The sequence below is a fragment of the Microcystis sp. M061S2 genome, from assembly GCF_020245605.1.
Classification (GTDB): domain Bacteria; phylum Cyanobacteriota; class Cyanobacteriia; order Cyanobacteriales; family Microcystaceae; genus Microcystis.
On record NZ_JADBUP010000038.1, the window covers coordinates 1 to 18322 of the forward strand.

An 18322-nucleotide genomic window follows, 5' to 3' on the forward strand; every position below is an offset into this window, starting at 1 on the left:
CTTCCGTGACATCGGTAAATACTTCTTTGTCTAAAAAAGTAATCGAGTCCCTATCTAAATAATCGATCAATTGAGGAAAAAACAACTCAATAAATTCGACAAAAAAGGTCGAGATTAACTCCTTAAATAAGCGATCATGGTTAATATTATTAGTCATGTAATATCATCTTACCGAATCTGAGCGATGAATGACTACTCTTCTCTATTATATTCTGAAAAGTCTGTTTTGGCAGCAGATTGTTATGACCTCACCCCCTAACCTACGAGGAGAGGGGGAACTACGAAAAGAGGGGGATACTTTCCCTGTTAACCTTTCTCTTTCAACTAAAAACCCTCCGAAGCAATCTTACTCCTTGTCATGGCGAAGATGCGATCACCAGACAAGGACAATTTTAGCGGCTGATTGCCAAAAGGCGATCACTAATACCCTAAGTCATAAATCATGATTAATAATTGAGCGAATGTCTTGTATAAATTGCGATGGCGTTTGCATAATTATTCCTGTTTGTTCAGCGACTTGTGACCTAAAATCTTAGGAGTCACTGATAATTGCTGATTGTCGGTATTGCTGCATAAGTGCGTAAAAGCTGATAGGATAACGAACGGAAAAAATATAGATTGTCAAGGCGCGAAAAATCGCTACAATCATTCCAGCAGAGGTGATAGTAATCCCTCGATCATCCATTTGTTAATGATCGCTAACGATGAGACAAACTCGGTTTTCAGCAAGCGGTTTCGAGACAGCGAACCCGTGAGTTTACCGGTCGATCGTGGACGGTGAGCTTGTCGAATCCGTCGATCGAGCCGCCACATTTCGACAAGCTCAATGACCACTTGCCTTTTTTCGGAGTTGATCGAACCATGTTGCAAGGATGGATTCAAATCGCGCTCACGATCCTGATAATCGTGGCGATCACCCCCTTTTTCGGGCGGTATATGGCGAGGGTGTTCATGGAACGGAGAACCCTACTCGACCCACTGTGCGATCGAGTCGAGAGTCTTCTTTACAACTTCGTCGGGGTGAAAGGGAAAGAGAATATGACCGGCTGGCAGTACCTCCGCGCCGTTCTCTACAGTAACGCGGTGATGGCAATTCTGGTTTTTTCCCTGATTGCGGGCCAAGGATTCCTTCCCCTCAACCCGACGGGGATCCCCGCCCCTTCTTGGGACACCACGCTACATACGACGATTTCCTTTATCACCAACAGTGACCAACAGCATTATTCTGGAGAAACCACCCTCAGCTATGGGAGTCAGATCTGGGGTCTTGGCTACCAGATGTTCACTTCGGCCGGAACCGGTCTAGCGGTGGGGATCGCCTTTATTCGGGGACTGACGGGGCGACCGTTGGGCAATTTCTATGTGGATCTGATCCGAGCGATCACCCGTATCCTCTTACCGATCTCGATCGTGGGGGCAATTGCCCTGATCATCGCCGGAGTCCCGGAAACCCTCGCTGGCCCGGCGATCTTGCCGACGCTAGAAAACCCCAACCTCAGTCAGGCGATCGCCCGCGGTCCAGTGGCCCACTTCGAGATTATTAAGGAATTGGGAGAAAACGGCGGCGGCTTTTTTGCCAGCAACTCAGCCCACCCCTTTGAAAACCCGAACGGATTCGTCAATCTGGTGCAGTTGGTGGCGATTCTCTCGATTCCCACCTCCCTGATCTATACCTACGGTGTTTTCGCCGATAATCTCAAGCAAGCTCGATTAATCTATCTAATTCCCCTCGGTATCTTCATCGGCTTTACGATCATCACAGCGATCGGAGAATATAACGGCAACCAGGCGGTTAACTCCCTGCTAGGGGTCGATCGAGCGGTTAACTTCGAGGGTAAAGAAGTACGCTTCGGTTGGGCGCAATCGGCCCTGTACGCAGTAACTACCACGGCCACCATGTGCGGTGCGGTGATCGCCATGCACGATTCCTTGATGCCGAACGGCGGCTTCGCCACCCTCTCGAATCTGTTCCTGCAAATCGTCTTCGGCGGCCAGGGAACAGGCACCGCCTACCTGTTTGCCTATCTGATCCTGGCGGTATTCGTCACTGGGCTAATGGTGGGACGAACCCCGGAATTCCTGGGGCGCAAAATCGAGAAGCGGGAAGTGGTGTTAGCGAGTTTTTTAATTCTGCTGGTTCACCCGATCGCCATCCTCATCCCCGGAGCGATCGCCCTTGCCTTTCCCGACTTTCAAGGCATCAGTAACCCCGGCTTTCACGGATTATCTCAAGTTATCTACGAGTACGCTTCCGCCGCCGCCAATAACGGGTCGGGATTCGAGGGACTGGGGGATTCCCAACCCGCACCGCTTGCGATCGCATCTGGGGCGAAACCGACGATGACCGCTCTCTGGTGGAATCTGAGCGCCTCCTTTAGTTTACTGGCTGGACGGTATATTCCGATCGCCGCCCTGCTCTTGTTAGCCGATGGGATGTCCCGCAAACAACCGGTTCCCGCCACCACCGGAACCCTCCGCACCGATACCGGACTCTTTACCGGCGTGACGGCGGGGGTGATTTTAATTCTCGGTGCGCTCACTTTCTTGCCGATATTAGCCCTCGGGCCGATTGCGGAAGCCTTTCAAATCACCAGGATGATCGGCTAGGAGTTTGGATAATTTATGAGAACGAACAAAGGAAATTCTAAATCCTCCCGCCCGTTGCGAGTGCCGAGAGGTCGCCGGGACGACCGCCGCCATACCCCCAAGGTAAACCGGACAGGTCTCTATCAAAGCGCGATCCGGCAGTCCTTCCTCAAACTCGACCCGCGCATCGCCGTGCGTAACCCGGTTATGTTCGTGGTCTGGTTAGGAACGATCGTCACGGCTCTGGTGACGATCGACCCGCATCTATTCGGCACGATCGCCGGGGAGAGGGGACAACAACGGCTACTTAACGGCATCATCACCCTCATCCTCTTCTTCACGGTGCTGTTCGCCAACTTCGCCGAGGCGATCGCCGAGGGACGGGGAAAAGCCCAGGCCGATGCCCTGCGCTCCACCCGCAGCGACACGATCGCCAGGAAAATCCTTGCCGACGGCTCGATCGAGTCGGTCAGTTCCACGGCCTTGCGTCGGGGCGATCGGGTAAAACTGGTGGCCGGGGACGTGATTCCCGCCGACGGGGAAGTGATCGAGGGAATCGGTTCGGTGGATGAATCGGCGATCACCGGAGAATCGGCCCCCGTCCTCAAACAACCCGGCACCGACATCGCCAGTTCCGTCACCGGCGGCACCAGGCTTCTCTCAGACGAGTTGACGGTGCGGATCGCTCAAGATCCCGGCCAGGGTTTTATCGATCGCATGATCGCTCTCGTGGAAGGGGCCGAGCGCACGAAAACCCCCAACGAGATCGCGCTGACGGTACTTCTGGCCGTGTTAACCCAAGTCTTTTTAATTGTCGTGGCCACGATTCCCTCGATCGGGAACTATATCGCCAGTTTTCTAGACACGAGCCTCGGGCCGGCGGTCGCGGATACTTTTCGGGCCGGTTCCAGTATCGCCATCTTGATCTCCCTCCTCGTCGCCCTCATTCCCACGACGATCGGCGGTTTATTGAGCGCGATCGGCATCGCTGGCATGGATCGTGTGGCTCAGTTTAACGTCATCGCCACCTCCGGGCGCGCGGTGGAAGCCTGCGGCGACGTGAATACCCTCCTTCTCGACAAAACGGGAACAATCACCCTCGGCAACCGGCTGGCTGACGAATTTATCCCCGTGAACGGTCATAACCTCGAGGAATTAGCCCGCATCTGTCTAGCGGCCAGCCTTTTCGACGAAACCCCGGAAGGACGCTCGATCGTTGCCTTAGCCCGGAATTTGGGCGCGAACCTCTCCATCGATGGCCAACCCGGCGAGGGAATCGAATTCTCCGCTCGTACCCGCATGAGCGGCACCGATAGGGACGGCGAGGAATACCGTAAGGGAGCCGTAGACGCGATTAAAGGTTTCGTCCGTTCCCGCGGTGGTTCCGTTCCCGAGACCCTTGATCAGGCACAGGAAAGGGTTTCCCGTTTGGGGGGAACTCCCCTGGCCGTCTGTCGGGGTAACGATATCTACGGGGTGATCTATCTCAAAGACATCGTGAAGCCTGGATTAAAAGAGCGTTTCGACCAATTACGGCGCATGGGTGTCAGAACGATCATGCTCACCGGCGACAACCAGATCACGGCGGCGGTGATCGCGGCGGAGGCGGGGGTGGATGATTTTATCGCCGAGGCCACCCCAGAAGATAAGATCGAGGTGATCCGTCGCGAGCAATCCCAGGGCAAGTTAGTTGCCATGACGGGAGACGGTACCAACGACGCACCCGCACTGGCCCAGGCTAATGTCGGTGTGGCGATGAACTCCGGAACCCAAGCGGCGAAGGAGGCTGCCAATATGGTGGATCTCGATTCTGACCCGACCAAGCTGATCGATTTAGTGACCATCGGCAAACAGTTATTAATTACCCGCGGCGCCCTGACCACGTTTTCGGTAGCTAACGATATCGCTAAGTATTTCGCCATTATCCCGACGATTTTCGCCGCTGCCGGGATCGGTGCTTTAAACATTATGGGTTTGAAAAGTGCTCAATCGGCGATCGTCTCGGCCCTGATCTACAATGCCCTGATTATCCCCGTTTTGATTCCCCTAGCACTTAAAGGCGTTCAATTTCGCCCGCTCACCGCCGACCAACTATTGCGGCGCAATATCCTCATCTACGGCGTGGGAGGCATGATTGCGCCGTTTATTGCTATTAAGATTATTGATGAGATAATTTCAGCGATCGGGTTGAGGTAATGGGAAAATCGGCAATATTTAAGCCTAGTTTATTCGGATTGAAGCACTCGAATCGGGATTTTAGCCAAAAAGAAACCTGGGGTAAAAATCAATTTAACTCCTCATTTCCAGCTTCTTTGTGCGCTTACTTAGATGGTAAAGGACTGAAAAATGTATATCTGAAACTTGATGAAAATTTAAAAATTCAACCGGCGGAGTTAAGTACACAAGAGTTATACGGTCTAGCTCCCGATTCCGATCATTTATTTTATGCTTTCGAGAGTCAATTTAGAGGAGGGAGCAAAATGATCACAATCGATTTATTTGCTGGTTGTGGTGGTTTATCTTTAGGTTTCCAGAAAGCGGGGTTTACTATTGTGGCTGCATTTGATAATTGGATACCTGCTATAGATGTCTATAGCAATAACTTTAGTCATCCGATATTTAATGTCGATTTATCTAGAGAATCTAGCCAAGAAATATTGGCTCACTATAATCCTGAGATTATTGTCGGCAGCCCTCCTTGTCAAGACTTTTCCAGTGCCGGTAAGAGAAACGAGGGTTTAGGACGAGCGAATCTAACGCTCACATTCGCCGAAATTGTAACTGGAGTAAGTCCGCAATGGTTTGTTATGGAAAATGTGGATAGAATTGAGAAAAGTAAAATACTCACTCAAGCAAAACAAATTTTTAAAAGCCATGGTTATGGTTTAACTGGAAAAGTTATTAATTCTTGTTACTGCGGAGTTCCTCAAACTAGAAAAAGATATTTTCTGATCGGTAAAATGAACGAAGAAGATGATTTTTTAATCGATGAAATCAATGAAAATTTATCAAGTCAACCTCTGACTGTATTTGACTATATGGGCAAAGAATTAGATATAGAATACTATTATAGACATCCTAGAAGCTATCAAAGAAGGGCGATATTCAGTATTTATGAACCTAGCCCTACTATTCGAGGAGTAAATCGACCAGTTCCCAAAACCTATCGACAACATCCCGGTGATGCTTGTCATCTTCATGAAAAATTAAGACCGTTAACAACGAGCGAGCGAAGCTATATCCAAACTTTTCCTAAAGACTTTATTTTTGCTGGAACAAAATCTAATCTAGAACAAATGATTGGCAATGCTGTCCCTGTTAATCTGGCTAGATATGTAGGCCAATGTATTCTTAACTATGAATTGAAAAAGGGCAAAAAGACAACCTATCGACAACTACAGCTAAGTAAGTGGTTATAATTAAATTGAAAATAGATTTTGTCTTTGATCCCCCCTTAATCCCCCCTTGATAAGGGGGGTGTCGATCCCCCCTTAATCCCCCCTTGATAAGGGGGGTGTCTGATAATTTTTGACAACCACAGCTATTTTCTTGATTTACTGGCAAAAACAAATCTCCAAAAAACTCTAATTCTTATGAAAGCATCCCTTAGAAAATACCGATTTTTCTGGTATATTTTCTTAAATTTCTGTCTAACAATTCTTTTCTCCTCCATCGTTCAAGCTTCTACGGGAAGCACTATCGATAGGTGGCAAGCTTCTGCGTTAACCCTTTTAGGATTAGTCGCCTTTGCTTTATTTATCTACCTATTCCTTGTCATCTTTGTACCAGAGAGGTTTTAATCATGAGTTTTGCACGCGAGGCCGGTAGAGCCATCCGTTCTACCCTAGTTCTCTGGGTGATCACTGCGCTGATCTATCCTTTCTCGATGATCGCCATCGGTCAAATTCTTTTTCCCCGGCAAGCAAACGGGAGTTTGATCACCAATAATCAAGGTCAAGTGGTGGGTTCGGCTCTAATTGGGCAACCTTTCACCAGCGATCGCTATTTCAATAGTCGTCCGAGTACCACCGCCTACAGTACAGCTGATCCGAAAAACGATCCTAACAAAGTCCTGCAAACCGGGATTTCGGGAGCGAGTAACCTGGCCCCCAGTAACCCCGTGTTGATCGAGCGAATTAAAGGAAAACCCAATCCCGATCCAGCGAAAGCTGTAGAGGGGGAGATTCCCCGATTAGAGAAAGCGGCAATTAAACCCACCGCGGATCTAGTATATACCTCCGGATCGAGTCTCGATCCCCACATCACCCCGGAAGCCGCCAGAGCGCAGATCGATCGGGTGGCGCGGGTGAGGGGATTACCGACGAATCAAGTGGAGATCCTCGTTACCAAAAACACCGATGGTCGCTTTCTCGGCATCTTCGGCGAACCGGGGGTTAACCTGCTGAAACTGAATTTGGCTCTAGATGCGATCGCCAATACCCGATAGGGTTTCTGATACTAAATCCTGTTTAAAAGGTATAGGCAAGTGGGAAGAGAGAGTTTGCCTTTAAAAACCCCAAGTTAGTAGATTTACAAAAATGGGATGCAGCCGCTAAAAAACTAACTGGGAGAGGATTGTTTACCTGATCTTACCTTGGGATTCACATTTAAAACCTTCATCGTGCCAAGCTTCTAAATCAACGGAATTTAAGGGAATGACTTGCCAACAGGGGGGATAGATTAATTGTCCCACAAAAGCCCAAATTATACTTCTAGTCACATCTAATCCAGTTTTTAGCTTTGATTCCTGATTACCCGGAATACCAATTTCTCTGACTGCATCGATTTCTACTGCTATACCGTGGGATTGCAAGTGAATTTCTGCTAACCATTGAGCGCGAGGTAAATGAGTAGGAGAGGTGACAACTTTTACTTTATGTACTCCCCATTGTTTTAAAATTGGCACAGCAAAGAAAAAATTGCCGAAGGTAGAATCGGCACACTTTTCTAACCAGACGTTAGTTTTTGGTGCTTTTGCCTGTTCAAATAGTAATAAAATACAGGGGTCTTCCGAGCCTTGGGAAATTAAAATCGGTATATCGGGGTATTGCTGGGCTAGATTGGCTACATAAATTTCCCGACGAATGCTGCCCCCCAAAACTAAGATGGCCTCAACGGGTTTTTGTTGATTAATTGGCCAGCGGATGGCTAAATTAATCGCTAAATTAAGGATAATAAACCCAAAAACTGCCACCAGAGTTAGTTTTAACCATCTTTGCCAATTTCGGTGTTTACGCGCAACATTTTTCGGTTTTTTCGCCATTGTTTAGAGACGGTGTAACAATTGTGCTTTGATAATTTTTTCTGCGGGGTTGAGTTTGACTAATTGTGAACCTGTCCCGTCTTTACCCGTAACTGTCACAGTTTCTACCTCTAAGGGCAGTTTTCGATTCTGATTGGTACTTAATAACACTATACTCCCCGCCTGCGCCGCTACCATAGCCGCTAAACTATCCTGTTTGTTGACGAATTGTAAAGCGGGTGAACCAAGATCGCCTAATTGTGATAGACGTAAATTCTCGATCGCCAGTCTTTTTCCGTAACCTAATCCCGAAATCAGCAGCAGATTTTCCCGATGGGGGAGAGAAACACAGCCGGCTAGATGTTCCCCGTAGCGCAATCGCAAAATTGCTAAACCCTGAGCGGATTTACTCATCATTGGCAATAATTCCTCTCGCACGGGATAACGCAACACCCGACCGCTGCTGGTGGCGATCGCTAAGTCGAGGCCCTCGTGAGTAAAAATAGCACCATATAGGCGATCGTCTTCTTTCAATTTCATCAGGGACAAACCCCGACTACCAACCCCCTCTAATTCATCGATGGGAAGCCGCTTTATTCGCCCCTGTTGACTCAGTAAAAGCAATTCTTGATTTTTTTGAGGTTCTGTCAAGAAAAATTGATTTAACACGGCTTCTGACTCTTTTTGGGCGGTTTTGGTCAGCAGACTGGAGATTAACACTGGTTGATTCGCTTGCGGGGGGACTTCCCGGGTAGCAATCGGGTAAGCTTTAGCATTATCGAGGATAACTAGGAAATTTTCCCGTTTTTCGATCGCCTGTTGATAGATAATTAAACCCCGGTCCGGCGCTCGCTCTTCCGGCGTCGTCCAACTAATTTTATCTTCGGCATCAAGCAATAAAATCGCATTTTCTGGGGGTTCTTGGGGCGTAAATAGGCTTAAACTCGGTGCATTCTCACTCTCAGGCTTTTTCTTAACTTTATTCTCCTGTTTTTTAACTTCTGCCTTCAAAGAGGGTGTGGGGTGTGGGGTGTGGGGTGTGGGGTGTGGGGTGTGGGGTGTGGGGAAGGAAACCTCTTTCATCTGTGGGGGTGAAAATTTTTTCATCGGGACTGTCTCCTGTTTTTTCACCACAGAATCCTGTTTCTTCCCTGCTGTCTCCTGTCTCCTGTCCCCCGACTTGCCGGTGCGAATTTTTGTCCGTCTGCTATCGGCGAATTTTTTCTTTAAAGAGCGCAATTCTTTTTTCAGAGACTTGAGAAACTCCTGACGGTTATGGAGGAGGGTTTCTAACTGTTGAATTTTTGTTTGTAATTCCGTCGCTTCCGTCTCTAACTTTTGTCTTTCCAAACCAGTTAAACGACGTAGGGGCATAGCCAAGATAGAATCAGCTTGTGCGTCACTAATGCCCAATTCTGCCTGAAAACGATACTTAGCCGTCGTCCCATCGGGAGCATTTTTGAGAATATCCACCACTCGATCGATATTCTGCAAAGCTAATAATAAACCCTCCACTAGGTGTAAGCGATCGCTGGCCTGTTGCAACTCGTCGCCATACTGACGGGTGAGAGTTGTTTCTCGAAAGCGCAAGAATTCCTGTAAAACTTGTTTTAACGATAACTGCCGGGGTTGATTATCGACCAAAGCGAGGATAATCGCCCCAAAATTAGTCTGTAGGGCCGTTTGTTGGTATAAAGCCGCCAAAACCTGCTGCGGTTGACTTTCCCGCTTTAATTCAATCACCACCCGAATGCCTTCGCGATTGCTTTCATCGCGGATATCGGCAATTCCCTCCAATTTCCCTAAATTGACTAATTCAGCGATTTTTTCAATCCATGCCGCCTTATTCACCTGAAAAGGCAACTCAGTAACCACAATTGCCGTCCTTTCCCTTCGGCGCTTGCCCTCAATGATAATTGTTTCAGTTTTGGCCACTCCGCGCACGGGAATAATCCCCCTACCAGTGCGATAAGCCTCGCGAATACCGGTATCATCTAAAATCTCGCCTCCCGTGGGAAAATCGGGCCCGGGGATAATTTCTACTAACTTTTCCTCGCTTAAATCGGGATTATCAATCAAAGCGATTAAACCTTCCACCACTTCCCCTAAATTATGGGGAGGAATATTAGTCGCCATCCCCACCGCAATACCAGAACAACCATTAAGAATGAGTATCGGTAACTGAGCGGGTAAAACAACGGGTTCCTGTTGAGAATTATCAAAATTACTGCTAAAATTAACGATAGCTTCGCTAATTCCCCCTAAAACCGCCTGATCACCGATGCCGGCCAAACGGGTTTCTGTGTAACGCATGGCCGCCGGGGGGTCGTTATCGATCGAACCAAAGTTACCATGGCCCGATAAAAGTGGGTAACGACTGGAAAAATCCTGTACCATACGAACCAGTGCTTCGTACACTGACTGATCGCCGTGGGGATGATATTTACCCAACACGTCCCCCACCACCCGCGCACATTTACGAAAAGGGCGATCGGGGGTTAAACCGAGTTCGTGCATAGCGTATAATATGCGACGATGTACTGGTTTTAGTCCATCGCGTACATCCGGCAAGGCTCGCCCCACGATCACACTCATGGCATATTCTAGATAGGAGCGTTCCATCTCTTGGTGTAAGGCCGTGGGTATAATTTGACCACTAGCTAAGAAATCCAGTTGTTTGGCCATGAGTCTCTCGTTTTCAATCTGTCTAGCTGTGAATCATAAGGCATTTTGCCCTTTTTAACCTTGTTTATCCCTGAGCTTCCCTATGACGACTGTTTTGATTGTAGAAGACGACCCGATAAATTTTCGCGTTTTTGCCAAAATTTTGACCAAACGAGGTGGTCTAGAGGTCAAAGGGACCGAAGATGTGGAAGAAGTGCTTCGTATTGCTCGGGATAAGGAAGCGGACGTGATCTTAATGGATGTCTCCCTCTCCCATAGTGTCTATGAAGGGAAAGCGGTAGATGGTATTAAAATCAGCCAAATTCTCAAAGCTAACCCCGAAACCGCCGATTTACCCGTTATTCTCGTCACCGCTCACGCTATGGAGGGCGATCGAGAGAATTTTCTCAAGCAGAGTGGGGCCGATGGTTATATTTCTAAACCGGTGGTTGATCACCAAGCTTTTGTTGATCAAATTTTGGCGATCATCGATCGGGATTCGGTCTAAGCTTTGAGTCTTCTTTTGTTAGTATATCAGTATTTATCTAGACCAGCTGCTTTCAGTTTACCCCTAACAGCTATCTCCCTAATCCTCCACTCTGCCATAGATGGCGTAGGGTCGATCGAGCGACCAGGCCCACATCTGATCCCCTAGGGAAAAATGCCACCATTCCCCCTTATGTCGGCTAAATCCCGCCTCCTCCATCACTTTAGCCAATAAAACTCGTTTTTGATGATAACTCTGTTCTTGCGGGCTTTTTGCGGCGATATAATAATCGGGATGCGATCGCTCTCCGATCTCATCGATTTCTCCCCCCATGTCGATCGCTTGTCCCTTCTCGTCCACTAGGGTAATATCGATCGCCGCTCCGGTACTATGGGGAGGCGGGGTGGCGGCATTATCGCTGGGAACCGCCCAAATAGTGTAAACTTCTGTTAAAATCGCTTGACTTTCTGCCTCCGATAGTTTCTCTTTGGCTAATCCTCTTGTGTCGAGGAGAGTCTGAAAAGTATAATCGACCATAAATTGTTGCACTTCCACCGGTCGATAGGCATCAAAAATCAAAATTTGCCAACCGGGTTGATAGACTTGCAGACGGTTTTGAGCGTCAATCAGGGGATTTAACACCCCTTGTCGCAAAAAATAGGGAGATTTACCCCGATAATTAGCCCCTAATTTCTCGTAAGCATGGGGAGAAGGGATAACAAATTTATCTGCGGGTATCGGTACTAGGGGTTCCCCACATTCACGAATAGGAATTTTTTGGTAGGGTTTCATCGCGTCGTCGGGAAATGGTAATTTTATTGATGGTCAACTCGATCGCCAGTTTACGGGTAAAATAAACCCGTTATTCTTCCTCCTCATCGGTTGTAGGGAATTTCATACTGGCCCAAGTTAACTGTTTTTGTGGGTCTTTTTCCGGTTCACTAAAACTCTCTTTGAGTTGTTCTTTCACCTGGGCAATATTACCACTTTGAGCGGCATTCTTTAGATCATAGACATAACGGGCATTTTCGATCGCTTCCTCTTTACTACGAGAACTAGACTCAAAGCATTTTTCTAGGTCTTTGTAAATACCCTTGCGAGAGATTTTTAGAAAATATTGACGTTCCGTATCGATAAGTTTAGCCAATAATTCTAGGTGCATGGAATCCTCGGCACAGATATCCGCGAGGATATCCCATTCTTCACTCCCCAAAAGATTATTATCCGCTCCCGGTCGCGGGTCTTGAAAAGTTTCTCCAGTCACTTGTTTATAAATCTTCGGTAATTGGTCATCAAATTCGTGCTTTTCTTCCCTCCAAATCCGGCGAATTTCGCTGAGTTCCTCCGTGGTAATTAGGGTAATATCTTTCATATCCTCTGGGGCATTAGTACGCACGCTCTCCTGTGCCTCTAATACCCTTCTCAGCCAATATTCCCGCCATTTTTTAGTATAAGGGCCGGGTATCGGTTCGATCGATATTTCTCCATTTAAGTTTCTTTCAAATAATTGTACTTTCCCAAAGATACGGCGAAAATCCCGTTTTGGTCGGTCATCTTCTATATCTAATTCGTTGCGAAGGTCTAAAAGTGGTTGTAACCATTCTTTTTCTTGGTCATTCTGTATCATTGCCTCCATCGATTTATCTTTATTTACCAACGTACACACCCAACAACCTAAGCGCGAATCTCCACAGCTAGGAGTGGAAGTATCTACCACTAGGGGACATTCATTATCCGCAGTCGCTCCTCGATACATTGCTAATAATTCTTTGTTATCTCCTCCCCAGGGATTTTCCCACTGCATTAAGTACAGCCATACTTCATCGTTGCGCCAGTCCTCAATAGGAGTATAGACAAGAGAATTAATCAAACTTGGTCGAGGACTCAGACGATCTCTCAATCTACCTTTTTCGTGTTTCGCCATGACATTGGCTCTCTTTTGGCTCTCAGCTTTACGCATTCCTAACACTAAAATAACTTCTCCACTTTCACGAACTACTTGTCGAATGAATTGATTAGCTGGATTAATTTTTAGTCGTTCAGTACACCATCTAAATCTTATTCTCGGTGCTGGATATCCTTTGCCAATCAAACAAACCCAATACCTTGCTAAAACTTCTGGATGTAATATATGAGCTTCTATTGGCATTTTTTGTTGTTCTGCCGCAGTTCTCAGTTGACTAATTGATTTATTTACCCATGCAGTGACTATCGGATTTTCTACCAAAGTATCTGTCGTTATGACGTAAACTTTTTTTTGTCTTTTTTCTTCTGGCAAACTAGCGATCGCATTCCAAACCAATTGTAAAACTGCTGTGCTATCTTTTCCCCAAGATACACCTATGATCCAGGGAATACTGTCTAGACAATATAACTCTTGTATTTCTTGAGTAATACTTTTGATATCTTCTACGAACTCCTCTATAGCACGATTAGGAAAAATAGAAGTTGTTTTTTCAAGCATAATGTTATTAACAAAAAGATCAACTAATTTCTAAAAATATTCTGACGATGCCATTGGATAGCTTCAGGTTTCGGATAGTGATCTTCTAGAGTGGGTAATAAAATATTCATACCATGAAAGTCTTTAATGGCTTTAGCATTAGGAGAAATTTCTTGAAAGTCTTTACTAATCATAATTTTGTATTGATCGTCAATAGTAAATAGTCCTTGATCGAATGCCCAATGATGATTTTTACAAAGAGATAAACCATTGTTTATCTGGTTATCATAGAATCTGGCAAAAGGTTTGATATGTGCGCCATCGACAATACTTTGTGTCAAGGAGTGGTTTACTTTAAGACCGCAAAAAGAGCATTGATAATCGTATAAATGGACGACTGATTTACGAAATAACGCATCTCTAACGATAGACTTTCTAAAATAATATTTTGTCTGTGTTTCTCCTTCATCTAAAACGCTACGATCTAGTTGAGTGTCATCATCTTGTTGTAAGACTTGATTAATTTCTAAAATATCTTCTAATTGCTTTTGACTAGAAGAAAACCAAGCTTCTATTAGAGTATCAATTAGCTGTCGTCTAGCTTCCGGTTCCTGTAAAAGTTTATACAATTCCTGATCTAAAATCGCATAATCTACATCTGCTCTAATTTTGGGAATAGTTTGAGGACGGCCACCAGTATAAATATCACTAAACTTTAGCTTCCAAAATCCGTCATTTTTTAGATGAAAGAATGGTAAAGCTAACCCACCTTTAAAAGTATCTGGGTTTAAACGCTTCCAATACTTATCAAAAGTATCGATTAAGTCATCAGAAATATATATTTTATTGTCTTGAATTTGAGAATCACTAATTAACTCAATTACTGATAATAATAAGATAGGCTTATAAGGTGCTTCACCACTTTGCTTAGACTTATTGACTTTAATTTTAGAAAATAAGTCACAATAATATTTTAAATTGCGTAGGGGAAGACTATCGACCATAGGGGGGGGGAGATATGCGGCTAAAAAAAGGAAACCATTACCAGCATACAGAAAAACATCCCACCGAGAGGAAAAAATATAGAAAGGCTAGAGAGATCCTCATAATAAAATCGATCGATCGCGGCTGACTAGCGATCGCAAGCCATAAAACATTTGTATTAATAAAAAAAGCGGGCTTGTGGAAGAGTAGTTAACCTAATAATAGCCACAGGTTAATTCTAGGGATTAGCTGAAAAAAATACTTTCCAACCGGCAGTAGCGATCGCACTTGCCAAAAGAATAATCAATGTCCAAACCTGATTTTTTTGGGTTCCTTCCACTGATTTTAGGCGATTATCGATGCCCTCAACCTTTTCGGTTAACTTTGCCTGTCCTACCTCTAGCTTATTTAACCGTTCGTCGATTTTGTCAAATTTTTGGTTAACATCTTTTTGGAGACTGTCAATTTTCCCCTCAATCCTCGTCAAAACAGCTTCTAGGGAATAGGTAACGGTTTCGTTAGACATGGTGAACAACTCCCATTAGATATATTTTCTCGGTTCCCTATCGGGGACTATTTTAAGACTAAACCAGTTCGAGGTTGTCTGAGAAGAGCGTTTTTCTGGGATGACAAAACTTGAAACCGTGAATAATAGCCACAGATTAATTCTAGGGATTACCCGAAAAAAATACTTTCCAACCAGCAGTAGCGATCGCACTTGCCAAAAGAATAATCAATGTCCAAACCTGATTTTTTTGGGTTCCTTCCACTGATTTTAGGCGATTATCGATTCCTTCAACCTTTTCGGTTAACTTTGCCTGTCCTACCTCCAGCTTATTTAACCGTTCGTCGATTTTGTCAAATTTTTGGTCAACATCTTTTTGGAAACTGTCAAATTTTTGGTTAAAATCCTTTTGGAGAGTTTCAAATTTTTGGTCAACATCTTTTTGGAGATTGTCAATTTTCCCCTCAATCCTAGTCAAAACAGCTTCTAGGGAATAGGTAACGGTTTCGTTAGACATAGTATCAACTCCCATTAGATATATTTTCTCGGTTCCCTATCGGGGACTATTTTAAGACTAAACCAGTTCACCGCTTTCTTGTAAAGAGTGGAGACGCTGATAGATTCCCTGCTGATTTAATAATTGATCATGGCTACCGATCTCGACAATGCGACCATTATCCAAGACGACAATTTTATCAGCTTCTCGAACGGTACTGAGACGGTGGGCGATAATAATTGTGGTGCGAGTGCCTAAGATGGATTTCATGGCTAGTTGAATGGCTCTTTCTGACTCATAATCTAAGCTAGAAGTGGCCTCATCAAAAACTAACACATCTGGATCAACAATTAAGGCTCTAGCAATTCCTAAACGCTGTCTTTGTCCCCCCGAAAGACGCACGCCCCTTTCCCCTACAATAGTGGAATAACCATTAGGTAATTCGTGGATAAATTCATCGACACGGGCAATTTTACAGGCTTCTGCTACCTTCTCGAAGCTAATATTAGGATTACCATAGGTGAGATTTTCTAACACCGTACCATTAAACACATCTACTTCTTGATGGACAATCGCTAACCGGCGCCGATACCAAGTGACATCTAAGCGACGAATATCCTCGCCATCCATCAGAATTTGTCCTTGATTCGGTTCAAAATAGCGGAAAAGTAACTTAACTAACGTGGATTTTCCTGAACCTGATTTTCCCACTAATGCCACGGTTTGATAGGGTTCAATCAGTAGATTAATATCCTTGAGAATGGTTCTTTCTGGACTATAGCCAAAACTGAGATTACTTAATTCTACTTTCCCCGTAAAATGATAGGGATTATGTTGAGCATGATCGGCTAAAAGACTACCTGCATCAGTGCCACTGGGTAAGTTGATAAATTCCTGTAAACGTGCCATAGAAGCATAGCGACGGGCGAAAGTTTCTGCCATTTGGGATAGGGGATCTAATTCCGCATAGGCCATACTAGCGAGGGTATAGGTGGTGATAAAATGCCCGATCGAGATTTTCTGTTGAACGGTAGCTAGGAGAGTAAAGAAAAATACTCCAAATAAACTAGCTTGGACGAGGGTTTTTTCCCAAGTAATTAAGTCCACATAACCCTTATGAATGCGATAGATAACGTAGGTAAATTCTCTCTCTAAACGCTGTTTTTGACGATATAATTCCTGTCCTTCTGTGGCAAAAGCTTTGACAGTTTTGATATTAGTAATAATCTCAGAATTGCGACTTTGGGTATTTTCAATGTGCCGATCAAGAATTCTCTCTTTTTGCATTAAATCTTTTAAATCTCTGACAATAAAAACTAGAATTAATACAAAAGAAATAAGAAAAGCAAGGGCGATCTGCCATTGAATTACCCAAATAACAATAAAGATACCCAAAACTCTAAACAATTTTGGGATCATCATTCCCGCCACTTCAGGATAAGTCCAAGTATGATTTTCTATCCCTTTGGCGATCCGGTTAGCGATGCGTCCAGGATTATTTTCATCATAAAAAGATAGGGGTAAGGTGAGAATTTTAGCAATAATTTTTCCGAGATGATCTCGTCTCGCTCTTAAGGATATTTCCCAGTGAAACCATACACCCACCCAAGGCTGAATTGGTGCTTTAATTACCGTGGTTAGGAAAATTAAGCCTAATAATACTGCCAAACTAACCCACTTTTCTGAGGCAAAGGGAGTTAAAACCATGGTGCGATCGACCAAAGATTGCACGAATCCATCTAAAGGCTGATGAGAAAGAACATTAAGAATCTGTCCGACAGCGTAGGGAACCATCAGATCGATAATTTCAAAGACACTGGATGCAGCAATGCTCAAAAAGGCGGCTTTTTGATAATTGCGGTAGTAACTGAGAATATCGCGTAAGGAAGCCATAACATCAAGTAAATTGCTAATTTTTAACTTCTATCTGGTAACTGCTAACTGAAGATACTGACGGCACTTTTATGATTGTTTTTCTGGAGTTACCATTATACTTTTGATGAAATTGTACAATATATTCATCCAAATATGTGTCAATTTTCTTAAATTATGCTCGAACGGGATAAATATCAGGGTCAGGAATTAATAGTTGTGCAACACTATAACGAGGTGATAATTTAGGGATTTTTTGAGCATTAAACCAAGTTTGATCGTTTTCTATTTTAATTATTTCCCTATTCTCTTCATAAATATATTCACTAACTATGGTTTTATCATAAGACCTCTTGGATAATTTTTTGATGGTATAATGGAGGGTTTTGCTTTTTTCTCGATTTTTAGATGGAAGTGGAAAAAAGAATAAAATGTGATCTTAGGTCAGGAAATCATCTATACTTTTGCTAATAAATATAGCAAAAGTATGGATGATCAAAACTTATCAGATGAACAGTTCAAACGCCGTTTCGGTGTGTATAAACAAACCTAGAGAAAGATGGTAGAATCAGTAAAAAGTGTTGAAGCTGACTCTAATTCAGCATCTAAAAGGGAACCGAAACCTAAACTATCTATAGAAGAACAAGTTTTAGTAACGTTAGAATATTGGCGAGAATATAGAACATATTTTCACATTGGTACAAGTGGTCAACTATCAGAATCAACTATAGGTCGGATTGTAAATAAGACGGAAAAAATGCTTTGACAATCGGGAAACTTCCGTTTAAAAGGAAAAAAAGCGCTACTAAATCAAGCAGAGATACCGGTCGTAACGGTAATGGATGTAACGGAAACTCCCATAGAAAGCCACCAAAAGAAACAGAAAGATTTTTTGGGTGGTCAAAGAGGTTATCATACTTGAAAATCCCAATTAGTAGCTGCTCAAAATACCGAGGAAATTATCTGTGTCTTTTGTGGGAAAGGCAGCGGTCATGATTTTAGTTTATTTAAAAAAAGTCGGGTTCGTTTTCATCCTTTAACTA

General features: G+C 44.5%; 15 protein-coding genes and 3 pseudogenes. 8 read left to right on the forward strand and 10 right to left on the reverse strand.

All coding sequences use genetic code 11. The features are described from left to right. Together IM475_RS07190 and IM475_RS07195 are read right to left on the reverse strand one after the other, a co-directional pair. Positions 1-157 (reverse strand): annotated as a pseudogene (locus IM475_RS07190) (flagellar assembly protein H); the annotation flags it as partial. 375 nt (positions 158-532) lie between these two features. Further along, positions 533-685 carry a hypothetical protein gene (locus IM475_RS07195; protein ID WP_287666633.1) on the reverse strand — a complete coding sequence of 51 codons (153 nt, stop codon included), beginning with the start codon at positions 683-685 and terminating at the stop codon, positions 533-535. A gap of 176 nt (positions 686-861) precedes the next feature. On the opposite strand from IM475_RS07195, the gene kdpA reads away from it, so the two are divergent. From kdpA to kdpC, 6 genes and pseudogenes are all read left to right on the forward strand, one after another. Beyond that, positions 862-2607, forward strand: a complete 1746-nt coding sequence (gene kdpA, locus IM475_RS07200; protein WP_287727137.1) for a potassium-transporting ATPase subunit KdpA — start codon at positions 862-864, stop codon at positions 2605-2607. 15 nt (positions 2608-2622) lie between these two features. Beyond that, positions 2623-4782, forward strand: a complete 2160-nt coding sequence (gene kdpB / locus IM475_RS07205; protein ID WP_287727138.1) for a potassium-transporting ATPase subunit KdpB — start codon at positions 2623-2625, stop codon at positions 4780-4782. Beyond that, a pseudogene (locus tag IM475_RS07210) lies at positions 4782-5006 on the forward strand (HindVP family restriction endonuclease); the annotation flags it as partial. The gene kdpB and the pseudogene IM475_RS07210, both read left to right, overlap by 1 nt. Positions 5007-5066: 60 nt before the next feature. Further along, a complete protein-coding gene (locus IM475_RS07215; protein WP_287727146.1) occupies positions 5067-6005 on the forward strand; it encodes a DNA cytosine methyltransferase in 939 nt (312 codons plus the stop codon). A 174-nt stretch (positions 6006-6179) separates the two neighbouring features. Then, complete coding sequence (locus IM475_RS07220; RefSeq protein ID WP_287659188.1) at positions 6180-6386, forward strand: potassium-transporting ATPase subunit F; 207 nt, start codon at positions 6180-6182, stop codon at positions 6384-6386. Between the two features lie 2 nt (positions 6387-6388). Continuing rightward, a complete protein-coding gene (gene kdpC, locus IM475_RS07225; RefSeq protein ID WP_287659189.1) occupies positions 6389-7033 on the forward strand; it encodes a K(+)-transporting ATPase subunit C in 645 nt (214 codons plus the stop codon). Positions 7034-7165: 132 nt separating this feature from the next. Here the strand turns inward: kdpC and IM475_RS07230 are convergent, their stop codons facing one another. Both IM475_RS07230 and IM475_RS07235 read right to left on the reverse strand, forming a co-directional pair. Next, a complete protein-coding gene (locus tag IM475_RS07230) occupies positions 7166-7849 on the reverse strand; it encodes a YdcF family protein (protein ID WP_287659190.1) in 684 nt (227 codons plus the stop codon). Positions 7850-7852: 3 nt separating this feature from the next. Continuing rightward, a complete protein-coding gene (locus IM475_RS07235; protein ID WP_287727139.1) occupies positions 7853-10513 on the reverse strand; it encodes a DNA gyrase/topoisomerase IV subunit A in 2661 nt (886 codons plus the stop codon). A gap of 82 nt (positions 10514-10595) precedes the next feature. Between IM475_RS07235 and IM475_RS07240 the strand changes: the two genes are divergently transcribed. Further along, positions 10596-11000 (forward strand): response regulator, encoded by a 405-nt coding sequence (locus tag IM475_RS07240; protein ID WP_287727140.1) that lies wholly within the window; start codon positions 10596-10598, stop codon positions 10998-11000. 78 nt (positions 11001-11078) lie between these two features. Here IM475_RS07240 and IM475_RS07245 read toward each other — a convergent pair whose 3' ends face one another. The 6 genes from IM475_RS07245 to IM475_RS07270 form a co-directional block, all read right to left on the reverse strand. After that, complete coding sequence (locus tag IM475_RS07245) at positions 11079-11771, reverse strand: M15 family metallopeptidase (protein ID WP_287727141.1); 693 nt, start codon at positions 11769-11771, stop codon at positions 11079-11081. A gap of 70 nt (positions 11772-11841) precedes the next feature. Then, positions 11842-13443 (reverse strand): DNA phosphorothioation system sulfurtransferase DndC, encoded by a 1602-nt coding sequence (gene dndC, locus IM475_RS07250; protein ID WP_287727142.1) that lies wholly within the window; start codon positions 13441-13443, stop codon positions 11842-11844. Positions 13444-13466: 23 nt separating this feature from the next. Continuing rightward, positions 13467-14426, reverse strand: a complete 960-nt coding sequence (locus tag IM475_RS07255; RefSeq protein WP_287727143.1) for an HNH endonuclease — start codon at positions 14424-14426, stop codon at positions 13467-13469. 218 nt (positions 14427-14644) lie between these two features. After that, complete coding sequence (locus tag IM475_RS07260; protein WP_287727144.1) at positions 14645-14932, reverse strand: DUF4164 family protein; 288 nt, start codon at positions 14930-14932, stop codon at positions 14645-14647. A gap of 142 nt (positions 14933-15074) precedes the next feature. Further along, a complete protein-coding gene (locus IM475_RS07265; RefSeq protein ID WP_046663851.1) occupies positions 15075-15428 on the reverse strand; it encodes a DUF4164 family protein in 354 nt (117 codons plus the stop codon). A 57-nt stretch (positions 15429-15485) separates the two neighbouring features. Beyond that, positions 15486-17300 carry an ABC transporter ATP-binding protein gene (locus IM475_RS07270; protein ID WP_287727145.1) on the reverse strand — a complete coding sequence of 605 codons (1815 nt, stop codon included), beginning with the start codon at positions 17298-17300 and terminating at the stop codon, positions 15486-15488. Between the two features lie 466 nt (positions 17301-17766). Between IM475_RS07270 and IM475_RS07275 the strand changes: the two are divergent. Continuing rightward, positions 17767-18322, forward strand: a pseudogene (locus IM475_RS07275) (transposase family protein); the annotation flags it as partial.